Genomic DNA, 22,736 nt, shown 5'->3' on the forward strand with positions numbered 1-22,736 from the left:
AAGGGAGGGAGGAAAAAATGTACAACAGAGGCTAATAAACAGATAAAGAAAATCTGAGGGGGATTTTAGAATGAAATTCCAGAAAAAAGTCCTGTTTCTATTATGCATTTCCTTTTTATTTATGCTGGCTGCCTGCAGTAACAATGAAAAAGAGGATGTGGGTGGAAGTGAGGAAGCACTTGATAATTTGAATCAAGAGGGTATGCCAATTGTAGAGAATGAAATTACATTGGATGTATTTGCTGGTCATGCAGCTTCCACAGCGGAAGATTGGAATGATGTTCCTGTTTTAAATGAATATGAAAACATGACGAATATAAACATGAACTGGAATCAAGTCCCTGTTGACGGGTTACAGGAAAAAAGAAATCTGGCTCTCGCAAGCGGTGATTTACCAGACCTTTTCTATGGATCTTATATGCCAAATTCAGATTTATATAAGTACGGTGAGCAGGGGATTTTTATTCCTCTGAATGATTTAATCGATGAGTTTGCTCCGAATATTAAGGCGTACCTGGAGAAATATCCGGAAATTAAAAAAGGTATTACCTTTCCAGATGGAAACATCTATGCGATTCCCAGGTTGAGAGACCCTGATTCTCCAACCTCATTGATGGATGATAAACCCTGGATTAACAAAGAAATTTTAGATGAATTAGGGATGGATAACCCGGAAACAACAGATGAATTTTATGAATATTTAAAAGCGGCAAAGGAATTATCCGTTGATGGCAATGATGTCATTCCGTTCAGCAGTGTCTCTATGGATCGTTTATTTCATTGGCTGACTGGTTCATTTGGCGTTTCGAATAAAGGAATTTTACATGGTTCGATTGATGAAGATCCGGAAACTGGAGAATTACGCTTTTATCGTACAGCCGATGAATACAAACAATTGCTGGAATACATGAACAAGCTTTACACAGAAGGTTTGATTGAACAAAATATCTATTCTATTGAAGTGGATCATTTTCTGGCCAATGGTGCAGAAGGAAAGTATGCTGCAATGAACTTTTTCAACCCGAAAGATTATTTTGGAGAAGAAGTGGGTGGCCGATATATTCCGGGGAACGCGCTGGAAGGCCCGGATGGAGATAAACTGTTTACTTCCGTCATTTCACCTGTAAACAGCCTGGGACACTTCTCCATTACGAATGTCAATGAAAATCCGGAAGCAACGATTCGCTGGATTGACTATTTCTGGAGTGATGAAGGAGCGAAGATGTTCTTTATGGGATTAGAAGGAGAAACCTATGAAGAAACACCTGATGGGCCGGAGCTGACAGAGGAAATTACAAATAATCCTGATGGATTAACCGTTCAGGAAGCATTGGCACAGTATATCATTAACCCGGGCGGAGGACATCCGGTTATTGAAAACCCTGAATATTCGACTGCACCGGAGTTTCAGCCTGAAGATCTCGAAAATGCCGAGAATATGGCTCCATACTTGATCGAAGAACCTTGGCCGTTTTTCTTCTATGAAGAAGAGGAGCAGGCAACATTAGAGTCTTTAGGAGCGGATATTCAGAAGTATGTTGCAGAGATGGAAGCGCAATTTGTTACAGGAGAAACATCATTTGATGAGTGGGATAACTATGTGAAGACATTGGAAGAAATGGGTCTTGATGAGTATATGGAAATTCAGGAGAAAGCATTGGAACGTTATGAAGAAGGTCAGTAATTAACACATTCATAAAAAGAATAAAAAGCCTGGAGGTATTTCCTGTGAATATCAAGAAGAAATTTATTATCTTAGCGGCGGTGCCATTCATCGCATTAGCCGCATGTAATAAAGAAAATAACAGTGATGTCGGCGGCAGTGAAGAGGCTTTAAATAATTTAAATACAGAAGGCATGCCAATTGTGGATGACACAGTTGAATTAGAAATCTTTGCCGGTAAAGCAGCAACAACAGCGGACGATTGGAATGACGTTTTACTTTTAAATGAATATGAAGAAATGACAAATATGGATATTACATGGAATATGGTACCGGCAGATGGGCTAGAGGAAAAACGAAATCTGGCTCTTGCAAGCGGGGATTTACCGGATGTTTTCTACTCTGCCAACCTGCCAGTTTCCGATGTTCAAAAGTACGGTGGTCAAGGCACATTTATCCCTTTGAATGATTTGATTGAAGAATACGCGCCAAATATTAAAAAGGTTCTGGATGAAAACCCGGATATCCGAAAAGGAATTACATTTCCGGATGGAAATATTTATTCTATTCCGACCGTTTACTCACCAGATTTTTCATCCTTACTAATTGGGGCTAAAGGATGGGTGAATGGAGACTGGTTAGAGCAGCTGGACATGGATAACCCGGAGACAACAGATGAATTCTATGAATATTTAAAAGCGGTAAAAGAAACAGACCTAAATGGCAATGGAAAAAATGATGAGATTCCATTAAGCAGTGTAGCGGAAATGTCCCGTATTATTCACTGGATATCTGGAGCATTCGGCGTTCAAAACCGCGGGCAGCTTCATACTTTGATTGACAGTGATCCAGATTCAGGGGATATCCGTTTCTACCCTATTGATGATCAGTATAAAGAAATGTTGACGTATCTGAATAAGCTTTATGAGGAAGAGCTGATTGAGCAGAATATTTATTCCTTAGAGGTTGATCAGCACTTGGCAAATGCAGCAGATGATCTTTATGGAGCTGTACAGTTCTATAATCCGATGGAATTGTACGGGAAAGAAGTAGGCGGCCAGTTTATTCCGGGGAATGCGCTGGAAGGTCCGGATGGTACGAAAATGTACACAGGAATTACCTCTCCTGTCCTTTCATTGGGTAATTTCCTGATTACAAGTGAAAATGAAAACCCGGAAGCTACGTTGAGATGGATTGATTATTTCTGGAGCGAGGAAGGGCAAAAAATGTTTTTCATGGGTATTGAAGGTGTGACCTATGAGGAAACAGAGGAAGGTCCGAAGCTGACAGAGGAAATTACAGATAACTCGGAGGGGTTAACGCTGACGCAGGCACTGGCGGAATATATTATTAATCCGGGCGGAAATCATCCGGTTATTATCACAGATGACTTTTTTACCGGCTCTGAGAATGCGCCAACTGATGTAGAAGCTGCAGAGCAATTAGAACCGTATTTAATTGAAGAAATTTGGCCGGCGTTTACGTATACAGCAGAAGAAAATGACCGTATTGCTGTACTGGAAACAGATTTACAGAAATATGTAGAAGAAATGCAGGCTGGTTTTATTACAGGGGAGAATGATTTCTCTGAATGGGATGCATATGTGGAGACTGTGAAGAACATGGGCTATGACGAATACATGGAAATCCAGCAAGCCGCTTATGAACGCTATAAAGAAAATTAAAAGCTTGTCAATTTGAACTGAAGTTGAATTTATCGATGGCTGGATCTATGTTCAGCCATCGATAAATAGGGGGTTAAAGAATGAAGGGAGTAAAAAATGACGTTTCTGTACCAGCCCAGAGTAAATTTTATCAAGTAAAAAAGAACTTCGCCCGAAATTGGCAAATATATGTTTTCTTACTTCCGGCGGTTGCGTATTTTATCTTATTACATTATATCCCAATGTATGGCGTGCAGATTGCCTTCAAAAACTTTTTTGCCAACCTTGGAATCTGGGGAAGTCCCTGGGTCGGGTTTGATCACTTCGAGCGTTTTTTTAATTCATACTATTTTTGGAGACTGCTTAAAAATACGTTGATATTAAGTGCGTATCAATTAATCTTATTTCCATTGCCTATTATTTTGGCACTCTCCCTGCATGAAGTGAAAAATAGTATATTTAAGAGATGGGCTCAAACATTAACCTATGCTCCGCACTTTATTTCCGTCGTTGTTGTAGTAGGAATGATTGTTATCTTTTTAGACCCTACAACCGGCTTAGTGAACCGTCTTATTTTATTCTTTGGCGGAGATCCTGTAAATTTTCTGACAAGCCCAGGCTGGTTCAGACATGTTTTTACATGGTCCGGTGTCTGGCAGACTCTCGGATGGGGGTCTATTATTTACCTGGCAGCATTATCCGGTGTTAATCCCGAATTACATGAAGCAGCAAAAGTGGATGGTGCATCAAGGTTGCAGCGTATTTTTCATATTAATATCCCAAGTATTCTTCCGACGATTGTTGTGTTATTTATTTTAAACATCGGCAGCTTTATGACAGTCGGCTTTGAAAAAGTATTACTTATGCAAAATAATTTAAATGCCAAAACATCTGATGTGATCCAGACGTTTGTGTATCAGACGGGTCTCTTGGAAGGGCAATACAGTTTTGCGGCAGCTATCGGACTGTTCGATTCAGCAATCAACATTGCATTGCTTGTCTTATTTAACTCTGTAGCCAGAAAGGTAAGCGATAACAGTCTATGGTAAGGAGGTTTGGAAGATGAAGAGGTTTACGTTGTCGGATAGAGGGTTTGATCTGATAAATACGATATTTCTTCTCATAATTTTAGTATTAATTGTCTACCCATTAATTTTTGTTCTAAGTGCCTCTATCAGTGATCCGCAGGCAGTCAGCTCTGGTAAAATGTGGCTATGGCCGGTCGATATTACATTTAAAGGGTATGAGCGTGTATTTGCCAACGATGCCATCTGGCTTGGATACAGAAATACCATTATTTATACCGTTGTAGGAACGGCCATTCATTTATTTGTGTTGTTACCGTGCGCCTATGCTTTATCACGTAAAGAATTAATGGCGAAGAAGCTTATCCTTTGGTTTGTCTTATTTACAATGTTGTTTAATGGAGGTTTAATTCCAACTTACCTCGTTGTGAAGTCAATGGGGATGCTTGATACGATGTGGGCGATTATTATTCCGAACGTTGTAGGGGCCTGGTCTATTCTTGTAGCAAGAGCCTTTTTTCAGCAAAGTATTCCAGATCAATTAGTGGAAGCATCCAAAATTGACGGTGCCTCTGATTTCTATATTTTTATCCGGATGGTATTACCGCTGTCTCTGCCAATTATTGCAGTCATGGCGTTGTTTCATGCAGTGAATTTATGGAACCAGTATTTTAACGCATTGATTTATTTATCAGATCGTGATAAGTATCCGCTGCAGTTAATTTTAAGAGAGATTCTGGTGGTGAATCAAATGCAGCTGAATGACCCGGGCGGATCAGCGGAATCACTGGTAGATCAGGTGAAAACAGCCGGTCTTATCAAATATGCAGTGATTATTGTATCATCGCTGCCACTATTATTAATATATCCATTTGTCCAACGATTTTTTGTTCAGGGTGTTTTAATAGGTTCGATTAAAGAATAGGAAAGAATCCGGCAGTTGGGAAAGGAGTTTAGAAGGATTGGAGGGGGTACGATGAGTGGTTTTATTGATGGATATTATCGATTTGCCGTATGGGTTACCAAATTTGCTTATCTAAATTTACTATGGATTGCTTTCTCGCTGCTCGGACTTGGTTTATTTGGTTTATTTCCTGCTACGGCAGCGATGTTTGCAGTGGTAAGAAAGTGGATTAATGGAGAAAAGGATATACCTGTATTTCATGTTTTTTGGAGGTCTTATAAAAAAGAATTTCTGAAAATAAATATTTTAGGATATATTTTGGCTGGAACAGGCTATTTGATGACAATGGAATTTCAAATTTTACGGACACAGGAGCATATCGCATATACGATGGCAAGTTTTGCAGTTGTTGGCTTATTTTTGTTATTATCTGTGATTGCTCTCTATCTTTTCCCAATCTTTGTACATTTTCAACTACGCACATTGGACTATATTAAATGGGCATTACTCATCGGAATTGGACATCCTTTATTAACGGTGTTTCTTCTTGGAATTATTATCGCTTTAACGTATCTTTCGTTTATGACAATCCCTGCGTTATTATTTTTCTTCGGGGGAAGTATATTCGCATATATCATCATGTGGGGTGTTCATTTAACCTTCTCAAAAATGGAAGAAACCCTTGCGTGAAATAGATATGGAGGTGCTTAAGAATTGGTACGATCAGGTCTGGATATTTTTTTAGAAAAAGGATATAAGCGGGTGGAGGGTCTGCGGATTGGTCTCGTTACCAATATGACAGGTGTGAATGGAAGGCTTCAGCCCGCTGTCGATTTATTTGCTGAACATCCGGGAATTAACCTTGTTGCCTTATACGGTCCTGAACATGGTATTCGCGGAGATGCGAAAGAAGGGCAGAAAGTAACATCTTCAATTGATGACGCCACAGGATTACCTGTTTACAGCTTGTATGGTGAAATGAGAAAACCGAGTAAAGAAATGCTGGCAGATGTGGATGCCCTCCTATTCGATTTACAGGATATCGGCTCCAGATACTATACGTATATTTATACAATGGCTTATGTTATGGAAGCCTGTATGGAATACGGAAAAAAACTGATTGTCCTTGACCGGCCCAACCCTGTTTCCGGGCTGGAAATGGAGGGAAATCTGGTAGAAAAAGAATTACGTTCCTTTGTGGGTTTACTTCCAATCCCGAATCGTCACGGTATGACGATAGGGGAATTGGCATTATTATTCAAAAATGAGTTTGCTTATTCATGTGATCTTTCTATCATACCGATGGAAGGCTGGAAACGCAGTATGTATTTTGATGATACGAGTTTATTTTGGGTTCCACCGTCTCCGAATACACCTGCTATCGATACAGCTGTTTTATATCCTGGCACTTGCCTTATCGAAGGGACGAATGTATCCGAGGGGAGAGGGACCGCAAAGCCATTTGAATGGATTGGGGCTCCATTTATCGACGGGCAGAAGCTGGCAAAAGTATATAACGATAAAAAAATACCCGGGGTCCTGGCCCGCCCTGTTTCTTTTGTTCCCACCTATCAAAAACATGAAGGTGAACCCTGCAGCGGCGTGCAGCTTCATATTGAAAACCGCAATAAGCTGCATTCCTTAAAGGCAGGTCTAGCCTTAGTTGAAACAATCGTAAATTTATATCCCAACCAATTTCAGTTTATCCAAAATGAAAATGGGAAGTATTTCTTTGATTTACTGGCGGGAACAAAACGATTAAGAAAATATATTTTAGATGGGGAATCGGAAAGCTATTTGGAGGAAAGTCAACAAGAGCTGGAACTATTTAAAAAAATGAGGAAAAAATATCTTTTATACCGTTAGAAGAAATAGAGCTTCGATGAGAGAAAAAGAAATGAGTTGATCATATTGCCTTTTATGAACGGTGGAATAACAAGAATGAACGAGATGCTGCCCAGTCTCCCTCCATCTGAAAAAAAGATTGCTGAATACATTTTAAAGAATCCGGAATCGGCTATATCATTAACTGCAAAGGAGCTTGGGAAACGCAGTGAAACAAGCGGGGCAGCAGTAATTCGATTATGCAAGTCTTTGAATCTGAAAGGCTTCCATGATTTAAAAATCCGCATCGCAGGTGATTTGCAGAGCAAAGAAGAATACGGCTTCCGCGACATTGATCCCGACGAGACCTCTTTGTCCATTATTGACAAAATGACGAATAACAGTATACAAACAATACGGGAAACAGCACAATTAATTGATATTGATCAGCTGCAGGCAGGTATACAATCGATGAATGATGCATCAAAAATACTATTTATCGGTATTGGTGCATCAGGAATGATTGCTCAGGATGCGGTACAAAAATTTATCCGGATTAATAAAAATGCCTATGCATTTGAAGATATGCATACGGCAGCATTAGTGCTGGCCAATATGAGTAAAAATGATGTCGTTGTCGGTATTTCTTTTTCTGGAGAAACCATTGAAATTGCAAATATGCTTCATCTTGCTAAAAAAAGAGGGGTAAAAACAATCAGCCTGACAAAATACGGGAAATGGCCTGTCACGGAGCATGCAGATATCAAATTGTATACGTCTACGACAAGAGAGCCTATTTTCCGAAGCGGAGCTACATCCTCCCGGATAGCACAGCTGCAGGTTTTGGATATTTTATTTATGAGCGTGGCTGCATTGCAATATCCTGTTACAGTGAAGCACCTGGATGAAACAAGGGCTGCTGTCGATTTCTTTAAACAAGGAAATGAAAAGATTAAAAAATAAGGAAGCCAATGAATGCGTTTTTGATTAAGTTTTATTACGGTATGATAAGAAGAACAAATAAATTTTAGTATCAACACCCATCCAAAAAAAGAAGGGATAATCAATGATGAGGTTAGAACCATGGAATGAAGGACGAATAGAAGATATTGTTCAATTATGGAATCAGGAAATTGGGGCCAGATTCCCAATGCGAAAAGAGTTATTTAAACAAAATAGCTTCACTGACGAAAATATATGCAGTCCAGCCTCAATGATTGCCGTGGACAATGAAGATAATGTTATCGGACTTGTTGTTGCAAAAATATATCAAGAAAAAGAGAAGATGGATATGAGCAGGACGACCGGATGGATTCAGGTGCTTCTTGTCAGCCAGAAGCACAGAAACCAGGGCATAGGCTCAAAATTATTAGCAAACGCTGAAACATATTTAAAGGCCGCCGGTGCAAATCAAATTCTCTTGGGACGCGATCCATGGCATTATTTCCCTGGTATTCCGGATGAAATGGTGGAAACAAAAGCCTGGTTTGCTCATAAAGGATATGAAAATAATGGTACTGAGCATGACATGATTAGAAAGTATAACGTTAATAATGAAATAAAAACCCCGAAAATAGAGGGGGTAGAATTTAGCGTTTTAAAGCTGGGAGAGAAGGAATTATTCCTTGAATTTTTACATCGCTGTTTCCCGGGAAGATGGGAATATGAAGCGGTTCATTATTTTCAAAAAGGCGGTACAGGAAGAGAATTTGTTATTTTGAAAAAAGAGGAAAGAATCATTGGGTTCTGTCGCATGAATGATGAAAAATCCTTGTTAATTGCTCAAAATGTATACTGGGCTCCTTTGTTCAAGGAGAGCTTAGGCGGTATTGGACCTTTAGGAGTAGATGAGAGGGAACGCGGACAAGGATACGGCTTGGCAATAGTTGAAGCGGCTATTTCATTTTTAAGGCAGCGGGGTATTTCCCGTATTGCGATTGACTGGACGGGGCTGGTGGAATTTTATAATTTATTAGGGTATGATGTTTGGAAAACATATGCTGCGTATAAAAAAGATATCTAACATACTTATTTTTTATAAATAATTACTATTTTACAAAGTGCTTTCCTGAAAATAACAGGATGGCGCTTTTTATATTTCTTTTTTCGTTTAACTAGTCATGGCAGCATCGCAGCCACCTAGTTCCTTTGTATAGCACAGATATCATGCAGCTTTTGGAAGTATTTATCCATTTTATTACAGGTGGCTGTGAACGATAAATAGATACAACCTGTTTTATTATTTTTCCTTTTACAGTTGTCATTTAAAAAAATACATGTTAAAGTTCTAAATATAAAAATCATATACAAGATGTTAAATCACATATGTGATGGAGGAGATTTTATGTCAGTTAAATCCGCAGAACGTGTTTTAAGAATTTTTGAATTATTAAGTGCAAATATTGGTGGGATGACAATTAAAGAAATTAGTGAAACTTTGCAGCTACCACAAAGCAGTACATCAGGGTTAATAAAAACACTGCTTAATGAAAATTACTTATCAGTTAATCAGCAGAATCACTTTATTTTAGGACCGAAACTTATTCCGGTGGGAAATGCAGCAATGGAGTCCCTAGATATATCTTCTTTAGGACATTCTTCTTTAAAAGAATTAATGGAATTAATTGAAGAAACTGTATTTATGGCAGTGCTGGCAGATCAAGAGCTGGTTTATGTTGCTAAAATTGACAGTAACCGTTCAATCAGAACTTCAGCTTACCCAGGGGGACAGAAGCCGCTATATTGCACAGGACTTGGAAAGGCTTACCTGGCATTTATGAATGAAGCTGACCGGGATGACTATTTAAATACTATTGAATTAAAGCCAATTACGAAGCAGACAATTACTGATAAAGAAAAATTAGAGGAGAAGCTCCAAGAATACAAACAACAGGGATATTCCATTGATAATGAGGAAAATGAAGACGGTCTTTACTGTTTAGCAGCACCAATATTTGATATGAAGGGAGCTATCCAGGCAGCAATTAGTGTAGCTGGACCTAAAGAGAGGATGCTTAGACAGGAAGATAGCATTATTAAGCATTTAAAGCAAAAAGCAAATGATATTTCCGCAAAACTGGGGTATGTGCGTAAGGAAGGTGTGTAAATGGACGTTTTAAGTGTTGGAGAAACAATGGTTCTATTTTCTCCTAAGACAAATGGACAATTGCGATATGCAAATGACTTTTCAGCAAGAATTGCTGGTGCAGAAACGAATACATTAATAGGCTTAGCAAAGCTTGGGCACGAGACCAGCTGGATCAGCAGAGTAGGAAACGATGAACTTGGTGCAAAAATTGTAAGCGCTGTAAGAGGGGAAGGAGTTGACACAACGCATGTAAAACACGATAAGGAAGCAGCTACCGGGCTTTTCCTGAAAGAAAAAACAAATGCACAAACAAGCTCAATTTTTTATTATAGAAAAGACTCCGCTGCCAGTAAAATGACCTCAGAGGATATTGAAAACATAGATGTTTCTGATACAAAATACCTCTATATAACAGGGATTACTCCTGCGTTGAGCAAATCCTGTGAAGAGATGGTTTTTGCACTTCTGCATAAGGCAAAGAAAGAAAAAGTAACAGTTGTTTTTGATCCAAATATAAGGAAAAAATTACTCGATAAAAACAATGGTGTAGAACTGATAAAGAAGATAATCGGCTTATCTGATATTGTGCTTCCAGGAAAGTCAGAAGGTGATTTTTTATTTGATACAACCGACGCAGCAGAAATTAGCAAGTACTGTAGAAATCTTGGAGCTGGGGCAGTGGTAGTCAAACTTGGGGAAAAGGGAGCTTACTATGAAAATAAAGATCAAAATGGATTTGTGGGTGCCTATTCCGTTCCTTATGTTATGGACCCTGTTGGTGCAGGAGATGGTTTTGCAGCAGGATTGTTATCAGGATTATTGGATGGGTTAGCTTGGAAGGATGCTGTGAAACGGGCCTGTGCTATGGGAGCTTTGGTAACTCAGGTTGATGGCGATATCGAAGGTCTGCCAACTCAAGAGCAGCTACAGGCATTTATGGAATCAGACAATCAGGATGATGTAAATCGATAAGGAGGGTTTTTTTGAATACACTTGAAGCTATTTATCTGCATAAAATTATTGCGATTATCCGTGGAGCGAAGAAAGAAGATTTGTTGCAAATTGGAGCAGCTTTAAAAGAGGGAGGTGTCCGTCTTATTGAGGTGACATTAAATTCTCCAGGTGCAATAGAAGGAATTAAACAGTTGAAGGAAGCATTTGGAGAAGAAATGAGGGTTGGTGCCGGGACGGTTCTAGATCCGGAGTCTGCTAAAGGAGCCATAGATGCAGGTGCGGATTTTATTTTATCGCCAACAGTAAGTAAAGAAACAATAAAAATAACAAAACGCTATGGGAAAGTGAGTATTCCCGGAGCTTTTACGCCGACAGAAATATTGACAGCTTACGAAGAAGGAGCAGATTTAGTAAAGGTCTTTCCCGCAAGTATTGGAGCATCCTATATTAAGGATATACGTGGGCCTCTTTCTCATATTCCATTAGTTCCAACTGGGGGAGTAGGTCTGGATAATATTGTTGACTTCCAAAAGGCTGGAGCAGCAGCATTTGGAATTGGAAGCTCACTGGTAAATACAAAGAAAGACTTCGATGAAGCATACTTGTCAAAATTAACAGGAAATGCACGGGCATTTGTTCAGGCAGTTTCTGTTGAGTAGATAAAAATCTTTTGATTTTAAGAATTTAATAAAAAAGGATGATAAAAGCTATGAAAATTACAAACTATGAATTATTCCAGGTACAGCCAAGATGGTTATTTTTAAAGATAGAGACGGATGAAGGAATAACTGGATGGGGAGAGCCGGTTATTGAAGGACGAGCTGCTACCGTAAAAGCTGCAGTTATTGAACTGATGGAGTATTTAATAGGGAAAGATCCATTGCAGATAGAAGATCATTGGAATGTAATGTATCGTGGGGGATTTTACCGTGGTGGACCTATTTTAATGAGTGCTATTTCAGGTATTGACCAGGCACTTTGGGATATTAAAGGGAAATATTTAAACGTACCAATCCATCAGCTGCTTGGAGGAAAGGCGAGAGAATCTATTAAAGTATACTCCTGGATTGGCGGGGACCGTCCATCTGACGTTGGAGCAGCTGCTAAGGAAGTAGTTGATAAAGGATTTACAGCTATTAAAATGAACGGTACCGATGAACTGCAATACATTGACTCTTATGAAAAGATAGATCGTGTGTTAGCTAATGTTTCAGCTATTCGTGATGCAGTAGGTCCTTATATCGGAATAGGAATTGACTTTCATGGACGTGTTCATAAACCGATGGCAAAGGTATTGGCAAAAGAGCTGGAACAATTCCGCCCAATGTTTATTGAAGAACCTGTTTTACCAGAAAATAATGAAGCATTACGTGATATTGCCAATCATACAGTAATTCCGATAGCAACAGGGGAAAGAATGTATTCTAAATGGGATTTTAAAAATCTGTTAAAGGATGGATATGTGGATATTATCCAGCCGGATTTATCTCATGCCGGGGGAATTACAGAAAACAAAAAAATCTTATCCATGGCAGAAGCATTTGATGTAGCTGCTGCTCCACATTGTCCTTTAGGTCCAATTGCCTTGGCAGCTTGCCTACAGGTAGATGCGACATGTCATAATGCATTTATTCAGGAGCAAAGCCTGGGTATTCATTATAATCAGGGCTCTGACTTACTGGATTATTTAAAAGATGACAGCGTATTCAAATATAAGGATGGATATGTTGATATTCCAGATCGTCCAGGTTTAGGAATTGAAATCAATGAGGAACATGTTCGTGAGATGGCTAAAAAAGGGCATAATTGGAGAAATCCGGTTTGGCGTCATAGAGATACTAGTGTTGCTGAGTGGTAAGAAGATAGAGAAGGAGGAAAATAAATGTCTTCAACTGGTTTAATATTAATAACAATTTTGGGTATAGCCGTCCTATTGTATTTAATTATGCATTCAAAAATGCAGGCGTTCCTGGCTCTATTAATTGCCAGTATCCTCATCGGCCTTTTCACAGGAATGGAACCAGCTTTCCTGTTGGAAGTAATAGAAGTTGGGATGGGGGGAACTCTGGGATTTATAGCAATCGTAGTTGGACTTGGTGCCATGTTCGGGGAAGTACTCAGAGCATCCGGAGGTGCAGAGCGTCTTGCATTTACCCTGGTTGATAAATTTGGTGAAAAACGTGCACAATGGGCACTTGGATTAACCGGATTTATTGTAGCTATTCCGGTATTTTTAGATGTTGCCCTTGTTATTCTGATTCCTATTCTTTATAGTTTGGCAATACGTACGCGTAAATCGTTACTTTACTATGGAATCCCGCTTCTGGCAGGCTTGGCAGTAGCACATAGTTTTATTCCTCCTACACCTGGTCCGATTGCGGTAGCATCTGTATTAGGCGTTGATTTAGGATGGATGATGCTATTTGGTGTTATTGCCGGGATACCAGCAATGGTTGTAGCTGGACCAATATTCGGGCGTTATATTGGAAATAAAATTCATGTTGATGTTCCTGAACATATTAAAGAGGAAGAAGAGAGAAAGAAAGCAAATAATGAGGAAGGTAAACTGCTTCCTAGCTTTGGAATGATTTGCTTCTTAATCTTGTCCCCATTAGTATTAATCCTATTTAACACAACTGGAGGTATCTTGCTGAAAGAAGGCATTTTTAAAGAAGTTGTAACATTTATTGGCCATCCATTTGTCGCTTTAATAATTGCAACATTACTTTCAATGTACTTTCTCGGTAAACGCCGTGGTGTCACAAAAAATGAAATGCAATCAATGACAACTAAAGCACTTGAGCCTGCAGGTATTGTTATTTTAATTACCGGGGCGGGTGGTGTCTTCAAAGAAGTGTTGATTGAAAGCGGAGTCGGCGATGCTATGGGAGAATTAATGGCTTCTTCCGGTTTCCCCTTAGTGCTGCTTGCTTTTTTGATTTCTACTTTTGTCCGCGTAGCTCAAGGTTCAGCAACAGTAGCAATGATTACAGCAGCAGGATTGATTTCTCCTATTCTTGACATGACTGAGCTTTCTCAGCCAATGCTGGCGCTTATTGCTATTTCAATCGCCTGTGGAGCAACTGTCTTATCTCATGTAAATGATTCTGGCTTCTGGCTTGTAAACCGGTTATTTGCGATGACAGAAAAAGATACCCTTAAATCATGGACAGTTATGGAAACCATTATTGGTTTAGTTGGATTTTTTGTGGTATTTGGATTAAGCTTTTTCATATCATAATACATATAGAAATAAAAGATTATCATTATAGGGTACTCTCCTTAAAGATCCGGAGAGTACTTTTATTTTAATACTTACAAAGTCTAAGCTATAATTGCATTATAACCGGAATTTTTAAATTATTAATATTAGGTGTCTTTAAAAGGGGAAATGAAAGATGAGTAGTAAAGCTATTTTAAAAGAATTTGGATTTAATGTCGCTGAAGAACAAAAAAGCATTTATCCATTTTCTCCAGTCTATAAGCTTCATAATTATATAATCAAGAAAACACAATACCCATTGGAAAGAGCACGAAATCTCGTCAGATATACTACGTACTTAAAAGAAAAAGGTATACCTGTCGTCACTCCAGTTAACGTAAACACCTGCAATCCAAAACAAATAGATGATGCATGCTATATTTGTTACCCGTTTATAAATGGAAGCAATTATCAGGGAACAGAGAAAGAAATTATCCAGGCAGGAGAGCTTCTTGGCCGTATACATGCGCTTTCCTCTTCTAAAAATACGTTTGGTTTAAGCGAATATGATGTTTTTGATTTTTATCATCATGAAGTGGATAATGATATGCAAAAGATTAGCAACTTTGTCAGCAGCTATCAAGTCAACATTCCTATTCAGAAGTTGAAAGAGTTATTACATATGGCAGTGGAGAATCAGGAAAAATTGAAAAGTACCTCATTAAAATGGGTGGAGACACCACATGATTATAAAGCGAATAATCTGGTATTTCAAAATGATCCTGTTCTTATAGATCCAGATAATGCCAAGTCGATTCCGCGCACTTTTGATTTAGCATTGGCATTATTATTGTTTCATAATGAATTATCTTCTGCTCCCAATCGTACTTTTACACCAAAAGAATGGGAACTATTTTTAGAGGGCTATTCCAAACATCAAACTTTAACCAATGTAGAGATAAAAGCTTGGGAAGAAACAGTATTGCATGTATTTTTGGACGAAGTAATGTGGCTGATGGCCGAAGTGGAAGAGGATTGGGAAAGGAAAGAGCAAAGAGATCTATTCGTCAGTGTTACAGAAACGCTGTTTCATATAAAAGATTATTCTGTTTAAAAGAATAGAAGTAAGCAGAGGTTCATTAAGCCGCCGTATAGACAATGCAAAAGATTAAAATTGGAGAGATTAATATGAATATAGAACAGCAGCTATACAATGCTGCAGTAGATTTAATTAAAAAAAGATACCCATCTGGCTGGGGTGGTGCAGTAGCCATGTACACAGAATCAGGTCAGATATTAACAAGTGTTGCTCCTGAAGTTATTAACGCCTCTACAGAATTATGTATGGAAACAGGAGCAATTTTAGAAGCACATAAGCTTAATACAAAAGTAACCCATTCCATTTGTGTTGCCAGAGAGGATGAAAATGCCCCATACCTCATTTTAACGCCATGTGGTGTTTGTCAGGAACGGCTATTTTATTGGGGAGAGGATGTAAAAGCAGCTGTAACAAATCCAGATAATGAGCTTGAATTTAAAACATTGAAAGAATTGCAGCCTTATCATTGGCATAAAGCATATGAGAGTGGAAATTTAACTTGAAGAGAATAAAAAGAACGGCCAAATACAACATGTATCAGCCGTTCTTTTTTACAAAATTATTCATAAGCCTTTTCAGCAGATCTGAATAAAGACTTATCTTCCATTTTATGCGTAACAAACATCAATATCACTCCGAAGAAAATCATCCCGCCGGCGACAAAAGTGATTTGTCTGAATGAAAATTGATTCGTCAGCAGAAGACTTCCAAGGGTTGCCCCAATCGAGTTTGCCAGGTTGAATACAGATGCAGCAATTGTTCCTGATAAAGCTGGAGCTTCCGTTGCTGCCAGGATAATCTTTGCATTTAATATCGGTGTTGTTCCAAATGTGCCAGCTCCAAATAAGAAGCAGGCAACATACGTGAAGAAAGGGTTCGCAAGCAGGAAAGTGAAGCCGATCAGCACGGTGCCTAAAATAGTCATCGCTACAATTAAGTGCTCTGTCAATACCTCAGGCTGAATGCTTCCAGAAACAAAATTCCCTATCACAGCGCCAAGCCCGAATAAGAATAATCCAATCGTTATACTTGTTACATCAAAGCCTGCAATTTCTCTGAGCATCGGCTCTGTGAACGTATATGCTGTAAACACACCGGAAAAGCCTAAAACAATCACGGCAATCAGCATCCAGACATTTTTATTCTTTACTATAGCCATTTCGTTCTTTAACTTAGGAATTTCTTTTTGCTTGATATCGGGTGTGACAATCATGATTCCAATTAAATTGATAATACCCATCAATGCAATAAACCAGAATACGAGTCTCCAATCCAGCATGCCGCCGATGTATGATCCAAAGGGAACTCCAAGCATAATAGCAATAGTAAGACCTCCCTGCACAGCAGCAATTGCGCTGGTGCGTTTGTGAGGCGGAGAAATATCGACAGCCATGCTCATACACAACCCAAAGAATGGTGCGTGCATCGTTGCAGAAAGAAGTCTGGATAGAAGTAATATCTCAAATGTAGGAGCTGTGGCAGCCACAATATTACTTATTATAAAAATAGACATGAGTGCGATTAATAATGGTTTCGGTGAATATTTAACCGTCAGTATCCGGAGCACCGGACCGCAGACAGCGACACTGATGGCGTAGACACTGAGCAATAATCCAGTTGCAGAAACTGCTACATCCAGATCAGCAGCAAATTGTGTTAATAAGCCAGTTACAGCATATTCTGTCATCCCGATTGCAAACGTACCAATCATAAATACGGATAAAATCATATTACGGGAGAATTTCATTGTCACTATATAACACTTCCTTTCGTTCTAACTAAAAAAACAATAGCACTATCATAGTGGAAGAGATGTTCTGTGTCTAGGCATCTGTTTAAGAAAAAGAAAGAAATAATTTTCAGATTAATGGAAGCGTAAATCATTGGTTTAGCACGATAACAAGCGGTTTTAAAAAAGACGAAAAAAAGAGCAAACTAGAAGAAGCAGAGCAGGTTAGAAAATGGTATATTAAAAGTATCTTTTATCTTAAAGGAGGAAAAATAATGACAACGATTACGAAAAATATTGTTCCACATCTCTGGTTTGATAAAGAAGCAAAAGAAGCTGCGGCATTCTACACTTCCATTTTTCCTGATTCGCAGATTATCAGTGAAATTGTTTTAAAGGATACACCATCAGGAGATTGTGATTTGATATCCTTTGATTTATGGGGACAGCGGTTTATGGCAATCAGTGCAGGTCCATATTTTTCAATTAATCCGTCGATTTCCTTTATGGTAAATTTTGATCCGGCCCGGGATAAGAATGCCTCCAGTCAGATTGAAGAGGTTTGGGAGAAGCTGTCCGATGGCGGGCAGGTACTTATGCCATTTGATGCGTATCCCTTCAGTGAAAAATACGGATGGATACAAGATAAATACGGGCTTTCCTGGCAGCTTATCCTGACCAATCCGGAGGGAGAAGAAAGACCGCCAATATTACCGTCCATGATGTTCATTGGTGAAAATGTAGGGAAAGCGGAAGAAGCTGTACAATTTTATCAATCTATTTTTAAAAATAGTAAACAGGGAGTCGTTGCCCATTATCCGGCAGGGATGGATCCAAACAAAGAGGGAACAGTAATGTTTTCTGATTTTATGCTCGAAAATGTCTGGATGACAGCAATGGATAGTGCTCTGAATCATGATTTTCAATTTAATGAAGCTGTTTCTTTACTGGTTAATTGTGAAACGCAGGAAGAAATTGATTATTATTTTGAGCATTTATCGGCAGTACCTGAAGCAGAGCAATGTGGCTGGCTAAAGGACAAGTATGGTGTATCCTGGCAAATTTCTCCCAAAGATATGGATGAAATGATGAGTGAGAATGCAACAACAGAGCAAATTGCCAGAGTAAACAAGGCAATGATGCCAATGAAGAAATTGGATATAGAAACATTGCGAAAGGCATATGAGGGGTAAATAAATGTACAAATTAAAAACAAAAGAAACAGATAACAGTGTCATTGAATTTATTGAACAGGTAGAGCAGCCAAAGAAGCGGGAGGATGCATACCGCCTGCTGGATATATTCGCGGAGACAACCGGATTTGAGGCAGCAATGTGGGGCCCGAGTATTATTGGCTTTGGTAAGTATCATTATAAATATGATTCAGGCCATGAGGGAGACGCACCTTTAGTCGGCTTTTCTCCAAGAAAGGCTAAGATAAGTCTTTACTTTGCAACAGGAGATACAGAGCGTGAACACTTGCTTGAAAAATTTGGTAAACATACAACAGGTAAGTCCTGTGTCTATATTAATAAAGTGGCAGATATTGATGAAGAGGTATTAAAGGAATTAATTAAGCAGTCTGTGCTTTTTTTACAGGAGAGATATCCGGGGAAGTAGGGGAAGCGCTATATATACAATCAGAAAAATAGAGCAAAGCCGGAAAGATACTGATTTTTTAACGGATATGCTATACGAATCTATATATATCCCGTCTGATAAGCCGCCAAAAGAAGAGCTGCTCCAAGCAGCGTATTTACGTAAATATCATCAAAACTGGGGAAGAACAGGAGATATGGCTCTTATTGCGGTAAATCAACAGAATCAGGCTGTTGGAGCGGTATGGTGCCGCCTGTTTAACGAAAATGAAAAAGGATATGGCTTTGTCAGTCCTGATATTCCTGAACTCGGTATTGCAATTGTTGAAAGTGAAAGAGGCAAGGGGTTAGGAAAGCAATTATTGATTGAAATAATAAAAGGAGCTAAGAAAGCAGGATACATTGGGCTGTCTCTCAGTGTGGATCTAAAAAATACAGGAGCAATCAGCCTGTACCATCAATTGGGTTTTGAAGATATAGAGATAGAAGGAACATCAAAAACGATGTTATATTCGTTTTAATTATAGGAAAAGGTCGTGTGAGAAATTGAAAAATTTTTTCATGCGGCTTATTTTTTGATTCTTTAAAGATGTAGCAAATATAATTTTTTTCTTATATTCACGATGTTTACTATGATTTATTTTTATTGTGAAAATGAATTACATAATTTAGTAACCCAATTTACATAGTTGTATTATCTAATAGTAGAGGTAATTATTTCATTGCACTCTATTTTGCTATAAAATATATAATAGCACTAAAGAAGAAAGGAATGTATGAGAACAATGAGTATTATCAGCCAAATCGAAGAAATAATCGAACAGAAGCGGGAAGCTTTTTTTAAAGTAAGTGATCAAATTTGGGAAACACCTGAAATTCGTTATGAAGAAAAACAGTCTTTTAAATGCTCAGCTGATTTTATGGAGGAGCAAGGCTTTCAGGTAGAACGTGGAGTAGCCAGTATTCCGACTGCATTCACTGCAACCTTTGGAAACAGTGGTCCGGTGATTGCAATATTAGGAGAATACGATGCTTTACCTGGTTTAAGTCAAAAAGCCGGTGTGACTGAATTTGATCCGGCAGTACCATATGGTCCAGGACATGGCTGCGGTCATAATCTGCTTGGCGTAGGTTCAATGTCTGCTGCAGTTGCTGTAAAAGAATACTTAGAGAAAAATAATTTAGAAGGAACGATCCGGTATTATGGCTGCCCGGCAGAAGAAAGTGGTTATGCAAAAACATATATGGTCAAAGCAGGGTTATTCGATGATGTAGCTGCATCCTTTTCCTGGCATCCGCATTATACAAACAGCTTGTTTCATGGACCATCACTGGCGGTTATCCACTCCACCTTTACATTTAATGGGATAAGCTCGCATGCAGCAGCTTCTCCAGAACTGGGGCGGAGCGCATTAGATGCTGTGGAACTAATGAATGTCGGTGCCAACTATATGCGGGAGCACATGATTGACGAAGCCCGGGTTCATTATGCAATCACAAACTCTGGAGGAATGTCTCCAAACGTTGTCCAAAAAGAAGCAGAAGTTTCTTATTTTGTCCGTGCTCCTCATGCAGATCAGGCCCGTGCTTTGTTTAAACGTCTGATAAAAATCGCGGAAGGTGCAGCGTTAATGACAGAAACCTCCATGGATTACCGTATCGAAGGCGTATGTTCTAATCTTGTACAAAATGCTACATTAGATAAACTGCTTCATAAAAATATGAAAGCTTTAGAACGCCCGCATTTTACTGAAGAAGAGCTGGAATTAAGTAAAAAATATTATAATACATTAAATGAAGATGATATCGCATTTGCTGCCTCACTGGTCGGCAAGAAGAAGGCGAAGGAGCTTGCTGAACGCCCGCTTATTCATGAAGTGGATGCCTACCGCGAGGCACCGGAATATGTGAAAGGGTCAGGTTCTACAGATGTTGGTGCTGTCAGTTGGGTGACACCTACTGCGCAGCTGATGGCAGCAACATGGACATTCGGTACACCATTCCATACTTGGCAGGTCGTATCTCAAGGAAAAACTTCCTATGCGAAAAAGGGGATGCTTTTTGCAGGAAAAGCGATTGCGAGCACTATTATTGACGTTCTGCAAAATCCAGAAGTACTGCAGAATGCTGCGAAAGAGCTTCGTGATCGTGAGGCAGGACCGGAAAATTATGATTCGCTGCTTCCTGAAGATCAGGATATGCCGTATATACTGAAAAAATAAATATATAACTATATAACAAATATAAGCTAAAACCCTCTTTGTATCAATGGAAGATGCAAAGGGGGTTTTTCGATTGAACCAAGTATAAATATTTGGTTTTGTGGAAACGTAAATAAGGATTTTATAAGCTTATTTATTGTTAAAATTATCCCCTATATTTCACTTGGAATATAGGCGGGGCTTGGGGAAGGAGGTAACCTGGAATGAGCCAATCTGTATTTACAAAATTAAAACAGCAGGAAAAAAAGGAAGAAGAAAAGCAACTAGGCAGTCATCCTGTCCAGCCAAAAGTACGTTCGAAGCTTTCGAATAAAGTCAGCGATAATCTCGATACATTAAAGAACGCGATTGGTAATCCAGAAGATTTAAATCTCCGTTATATCTCCATTGGAAAACTGCAAAAGAAATGTGGAATTGCTTATTTATCGGGAATAACAGATACAAATATGATTAATCAGGATATTATCCAGACTTTGCAGCAGAATTTAAAAGAAATGGAAGGCAGCCCTTTAGAAAATGTAAAGCTCGAAATGATTGCAGTTTCCTCCGTGGCAGAATTGAATAATATGACTGAAATCATTAACCTTGTGCTGGACGGACAAACGGTATTCTTTCTGGAGGAAGAAGAAAATGCGTTAGTCATTGGGACATCTGGTGGAGACAAACGTGCTATTGAGCAGCCGCAATCGGAAAATTTAATCCAGGGGCCAAGAGAAGGATTTGTGGAGAGTTTAGAAGTCAATTTAGCGATGATTCGTCGTAATATCCGTGATCCAAATCTGCGCTTTAAAGCATATGAAGTCGGTACGAGGTCAAAGCAGAAGCTCGTACTTTGTTATGTAGAAGATGTGATCAATCCCCAGATTCTGGAGGAAGTTATTTATCGGCTTGAATCGATTGAACTGGAATATATCACAGATGTTTCACAAATTGAACAGTGGATTGAGGATAGCTCTCTTTCTCCATTTCCGCAAATGTTAAGTACGGAAAGGCCGGATAAAGTTGCTTTTGAAGTTTTACATGGGCGTTTCGCTGTTTTGGTAGATGGGACTCCTTTTTCGGCAATAGGGCCAGTTGTTCTCAGCGATATTAACAAATCGATGGAAGATTATAACCAGAGATGGATTACTGCATCCTTATTACGTATTCTTCGAGTTGTAGCAAGCTTGATAGCACTATTCTTACCTGCTTTTTACATTGCAATGGTTTTATTTCATCCGGGGATGCTGCCGACAACATTGGTATTCTCCATTGCAGCCAGCCGTGAAGGAATGCCATTTTCTGCGATAGCAGAGATATTATTAATGGCAGCTACCTTTGAAATGCTGCAGGAAGCGGCTATTCGGCTGCCCCGGATAATTGGACAGACGATTGGTATCGTTGGCGGTATTGTTATTGGAGAGGCTGCTGTTAGTGCAGGAATAGCAAGCCCGATTATTGTCATTATTACCGCGTTAACTGCAATTGCCAGCTTTTGTTCCCCTTATTACAGTGTAGCAATCAGTTTTCGAGCTGTCCGTTTTGGTTTTATGCTGATTTGCGCTCTTTTTGGATTATTTGGACTGATTCTTGCGTTTCTTGTTCTTGTTATACACGTTACAAATTTAAAAAGCTTCGGTGTTCCATATAGCTTTACAGTTTTTCCTGCAGTAAAGCAGGATATGATGGATAATGTTATCAGAGGACCAATAACGAAAGTGGAAGAACAGTATATCTTTTTACAGGATGAGTTAAAAGATCCCAACAGACAAAGGAATGAATAAT

At 39.0% G+C, this 22,736-nt stretch carries 21 protein-coding genes; 20 read left to right on the top strand and 1 reads right to left on the bottom strand.

What is annotated here, in order from left to right; all coding sequences use genetic code 11:
• Nucleotides 1-70 precede the first annotated feature (70 nt).
• The 15 genes from MHH51_RS06045 to MHH51_RS06115 all read left to right on the top strand — a co-directional run bounded on the left by MHH51_RS06045 (nucleotide 71) and on the right by MHH51_RS06115 (nucleotide 15,926).
• Complete coding sequence (locus MHH51_RS06045) at nucleotides 71-1,684, top strand: extracellular solute-binding protein (protein ID WP_156988120.1); 1,614 nt, start codon at nucleotides 71-73, stop codon at nucleotides 1,682-1,684.
• A gap of 44 nt (nucleotides 1,685-1,728) precedes the next feature.
• Nucleotides 1,729-3,348: an extracellular solute-binding protein gene (locus tag MHH51_RS06050; RefSeq protein WP_339284998.1), complete on the top strand. Its 1,620-nt coding sequence runs from the start codon at nucleotides 1,729-1,731 to the stop codon at nucleotides 3,346-3,348.
• Nucleotides 3,349-3,428: 80 nt separating this feature from the next.
• Nucleotides 3,429-4,376: an ABC transporter permease subunit gene (locus MHH51_RS06055; protein ID WP_147212171.1), complete on the top strand. Its 948-nt coding sequence runs from the start codon at nucleotides 3,429-3,431 to the stop codon at nucleotides 4,374-4,376.
• Nucleotides 4,377-4,389: 13 nt separating this feature from the next.
• A complete protein-coding gene (locus MHH51_RS06060; RefSeq protein WP_147212172.1) occupies nucleotides 4,390-5,277 on the top strand; it encodes a carbohydrate ABC transporter permease in 888 nt (295 codons plus the stop codon).
• A gap of 51 nt (nucleotides 5,278-5,328) precedes the next feature.
• The gene (locus MHH51_RS06065) at nucleotides 5,329-5,946 is read left to right on the top strand and encodes a DUF624 domain-containing protein (RefSeq protein ID WP_156988116.1); all 618 of its coding nucleotides are present in this window, start codon (nucleotides 5,329-5,331) and stop codon (nucleotides 5,944-5,946) included.
• A 24-nt stretch (nucleotides 5,947-5,970) separates the two neighbouring features.
• Entirely contained in the window at nucleotides 5,971-7,122 is a 1,152-nt protein-coding gene (locus MHH51_RS06070) for a DUF1343 domain-containing protein (RefSeq protein WP_339284999.1), read from the top strand.
• Between the two features lie 54 nt (nucleotides 7,123-7,176).
• Complete coding sequence (locus tag MHH51_RS06075; RefSeq protein ID WP_339286262.1) at nucleotides 7,177-8,043, top strand: MurR/RpiR family transcriptional regulator; 867 nt, start codon at nucleotides 7,177-7,179, stop codon at nucleotides 8,041-8,043.
• A 103-nt stretch (nucleotides 8,044-8,146) separates the two neighbouring features.
• On the top strand, nucleotides 8,147-9,103 hold the full coding sequence (locus MHH51_RS06080; RefSeq protein ID WP_339285000.1) for a GNAT family N-acetyltransferase: 957 nt from the start codon (nucleotides 8,147-8,149) through the stop codon (nucleotides 9,101-9,103).
• 321 nt (nucleotides 9,104-9,424) lie between these two features.
• Nucleotides 9,425-10,186 carry an IclR family transcriptional regulator gene (locus MHH51_RS06085; protein WP_339285001.1) on the top strand — a complete coding sequence of 254 codons (762 nt, stop codon included), beginning with the start codon at nucleotides 9,425-9,427 and terminating at the stop codon, nucleotides 10,184-10,186.
• Nucleotides 10,187-11,140 (top strand): sugar kinase, encoded by a 954-nt coding sequence (locus tag MHH51_RS06090; protein WP_339285002.1) that lies wholly within the window; start codon nucleotides 10,187-10,189, stop codon nucleotides 11,138-11,140.
• An 11-nt stretch (nucleotides 11,141-11,151) separates the two neighbouring features.
• Nucleotides 11,152-11,781 carry a bifunctional 4-hydroxy-2-oxoglutarate aldolase/2-dehydro-3-deoxy-phosphogluconate aldolase gene (locus tag MHH51_RS06095; protein WP_339285003.1) on the top strand — a complete coding sequence of 210 codons (630 nt, stop codon included), beginning with the start codon at nucleotides 11,152-11,154 and terminating at the stop codon, nucleotides 11,779-11,781.
• 50 nt (nucleotides 11,782-11,831) lie between these two features.
• Nucleotides 11,832-12,980, top strand: coding sequence for a galactonate dehydratase (gene dgoD, locus MHH51_RS06100; protein WP_339285004.1), 1,149 nt, complete (start codon nucleotides 11,832-11,834; stop codon nucleotides 12,978-12,980).
• A gap of 24 nt (nucleotides 12,981-13,004) precedes the next feature.
• A complete protein-coding gene (locus MHH51_RS06105; protein ID WP_339285005.1) occupies nucleotides 13,005-14,363 on the top strand; it encodes a gluconate:H+ symporter in 1,359 nt (452 codons plus the stop codon).
• Between the two features lie 157 nt (nucleotides 14,364-14,520).
• Nucleotides 14,521-15,438 carry a phosphotransferase gene (locus tag MHH51_RS06110; RefSeq protein ID WP_339285007.1) on the top strand — a complete coding sequence of 306 codons (918 nt, stop codon included), beginning with the start codon at nucleotides 14,521-14,523 and terminating at the stop codon, nucleotides 15,436-15,438.
• Nucleotides 15,439-15,512: 74 nt separating this feature from the next.
• The gene (locus MHH51_RS06115) at nucleotides 15,513-15,926 is read left to right on the top strand and encodes a cytidine deaminase (protein WP_339285009.1); all 414 of its coding nucleotides are present in this window, start codon (nucleotides 15,513-15,515) and stop codon (nucleotides 15,924-15,926) included.
• A gap of 56 nt (nucleotides 15,927-15,982) precedes the next feature.
• On the opposite strand, the gene MHH51_RS06120 is transcribed toward MHH51_RS06115, so the two are convergent.
• Entirely contained in the window at nucleotides 15,983-17,170 is a 1,188-nt protein-coding gene (locus tag MHH51_RS06120; protein WP_339286263.1) for an MFS transporter, read from the bottom strand.
• A 257-nt stretch (nucleotides 17,171-17,427) separates the two neighbouring features.
• Here MHH51_RS06120 and MHH51_RS06125 point away from each other — a divergent pair, with 257 nt between their 5' ends.
• The 5 genes from MHH51_RS06125 to MHH51_RS06145 all read left to right on the top strand — a co-directional run bounded on the left by MHH51_RS06125 (nucleotide 17,428) and on the right by MHH51_RS06145 (nucleotide 22,735).
• Nucleotides 17,428-18,345: a VOC family protein gene (locus tag MHH51_RS06125; RefSeq protein ID WP_156988098.1), complete on the top strand. Its 918-nt coding sequence runs from the start codon at nucleotides 17,428-17,430 to the stop codon at nucleotides 18,343-18,345.
• 4 nt (nucleotides 18,346-18,349) lie between these two features.
• The gene (locus MHH51_RS06130; protein WP_147212183.1) at nucleotides 18,350-18,772 is read left to right on the top strand and encodes a DUF1801 domain-containing protein; all 423 of its coding nucleotides are present in this window, start codon (nucleotides 18,350-18,352) and stop codon (nucleotides 18,770-18,772) included.
• Nucleotides 18,773-18,839: 67 nt separating this feature from the next.
• Complete coding sequence (locus tag MHH51_RS06135) at nucleotides 18,840-19,271, top strand: GNAT family N-acetyltransferase (RefSeq protein ID WP_339285011.1); 432 nt, start codon at nucleotides 18,840-18,842, stop codon at nucleotides 19,269-19,271.
• A gap of 255 nt (nucleotides 19,272-19,526) precedes the next feature.
• On the top strand, nucleotides 19,527-20,972 hold the full coding sequence (locus MHH51_RS06140) for a M20 family metallopeptidase (RefSeq protein WP_339285013.1): 1,446 nt from the start codon (nucleotides 19,527-19,529) through the stop codon (nucleotides 20,970-20,972).
• A 203-nt stretch (nucleotides 20,973-21,175) separates the two neighbouring features.
• Complete coding sequence (locus MHH51_RS06145; RefSeq protein ID WP_339285015.1) at nucleotides 21,176-22,735, top strand: spore germination protein; 1,560 nt, start codon at nucleotides 21,176-21,178, stop codon at nucleotides 22,733-22,735.
• The last annotated feature ends 1 nt before the right edge of the window (nucleotide 22,736 follow it).

Origin of the sequence: Oceanobacillus sp. FSL K6-3682, assembly GCF_037976165.1 — a bacterium.
GTDB classification, from domain to species: Bacteria; Bacillota; Bacilli; order Bacillales; family Amphibacillaceae; genus Oceanobacillus; species Oceanobacillus sojae.

What these genes read in the sequence shown, in the direction of transcription:
- MHH51_RS06075 (WP_339286262.1), top strand. Translation starts at nt 7,177, where the DNA reads ATGAACGGTGGAATAACAAGAATGAACGAGATGCTGCCCAGTCTCCCT.
- MHH51_RS06130 (WP_147212183.1), top strand. Translation starts at nt 18,350, where the DNA reads ATGTACAAATTAAAAACAAAAGAAACAGATAACAGTGTCATTGAATTT.
- MHH51_RS06080 (WP_339285000.1), top strand. Translation starts at nt 8,147, where the DNA reads ATGATGAGGTTAGAACCATGGAATGAAGGACGAATAGAAGATATTGTT.
- MHH51_RS06065 (WP_156988116.1), top strand. Translation starts at nt 5,329, where the DNA reads ATGAGTGGTTTTATTGATGGATATTATCGATTTGCCGTATGGGTTACC.
- MHH51_RS06135 (WP_339285011.1), top strand. Translation starts at nt 18,840, where the DNA reads ATGCTATACGAATCTATATATATCCCGTCTGATAAGCCGCCAAAAGAA.
- MHH51_RS06090 (WP_339285002.1), top strand. Translation starts at nt 10,187, where the DNA reads ATGGACGTTTTAAGTGTTGGAGAAACAATGGTTCTATTTTCTCCTAAG.
- MHH51_RS06145 (WP_339285015.1), top strand. Translation starts at nt 21,176, where the DNA reads ATGAGCCAATCTGTATTTACAAAATTAAAACAGCAGGAAAAAAAGGAA.
- MHH51_RS06055 (WP_147212171.1), top strand. Translation starts at nt 3,429, where the DNA reads ATGAAGGGAGTAAAAAATGACGTTTCTGTACCAGCCCAGAGTAAATTT.
- MHH51_RS06060 (WP_147212172.1), top strand. Translation starts at nt 4,390, where the DNA reads ATGAAGAGGTTTACGTTGTCGGATAGAGGGTTTGATCTGATAAATACG.
- MHH51_RS06045 (WP_156988120.1), top strand. Translation starts at nt 71, where the DNA reads ATGAAATTCCAGAAAAAAGTCCTGTTTCTATTATGCATTTCCTTTTTA.
- MHH51_RS06120 (WP_339286263.1), bottom strand. Translation starts at nt 17,170, where the DNA reads ATGAAATTCTCCCGTAATATGATTTTATCCGTATTTATGATTGGTACG.
- MHH51_RS06125 (WP_156988098.1), top strand. Translation starts at nt 17,428, where the DNA reads ATGACAACGATTACGAAAAATATTGTTCCACATCTCTGGTTTGATAAA.
- MHH51_RS06115 (WP_339285009.1), top strand. Translation starts at nt 15,513, where the DNA reads ATGAATATAGAACAGCAGCTATACAATGCTGCAGTAGATTTAATTAAA.
- MHH51_RS06140 (WP_339285013.1), top strand. Translation starts at nt 19,527, where the DNA reads ATGAGAACAATGAGTATTATCAGCCAAATCGAAGAAATAATCGAACAG.
- MHH51_RS06110 (WP_339285007.1), top strand. Translation starts at nt 14,521, where the DNA reads ATGAGTAGTAAAGCTATTTTAAAAGAATTTGGATTTAATGTCGCTGAA.
- MHH51_RS06105 (WP_339285005.1), top strand. Translation starts at nt 13,005, where the DNA reads ATGTCTTCAACTGGTTTAATATTAATAACAATTTTGGGTATAGCCGTC.
- MHH51_RS06085 (WP_339285001.1), top strand. Translation starts at nt 9,425, where the DNA reads ATGTCAGTTAAATCCGCAGAACGTGTTTTAAGAATTTTTGAATTATTA.
- dgoD (WP_339285004.1), top strand. Translation starts at nt 11,832, where the DNA reads ATGAAAATTACAAACTATGAATTATTCCAGGTACAGCCAAGATGGTTA.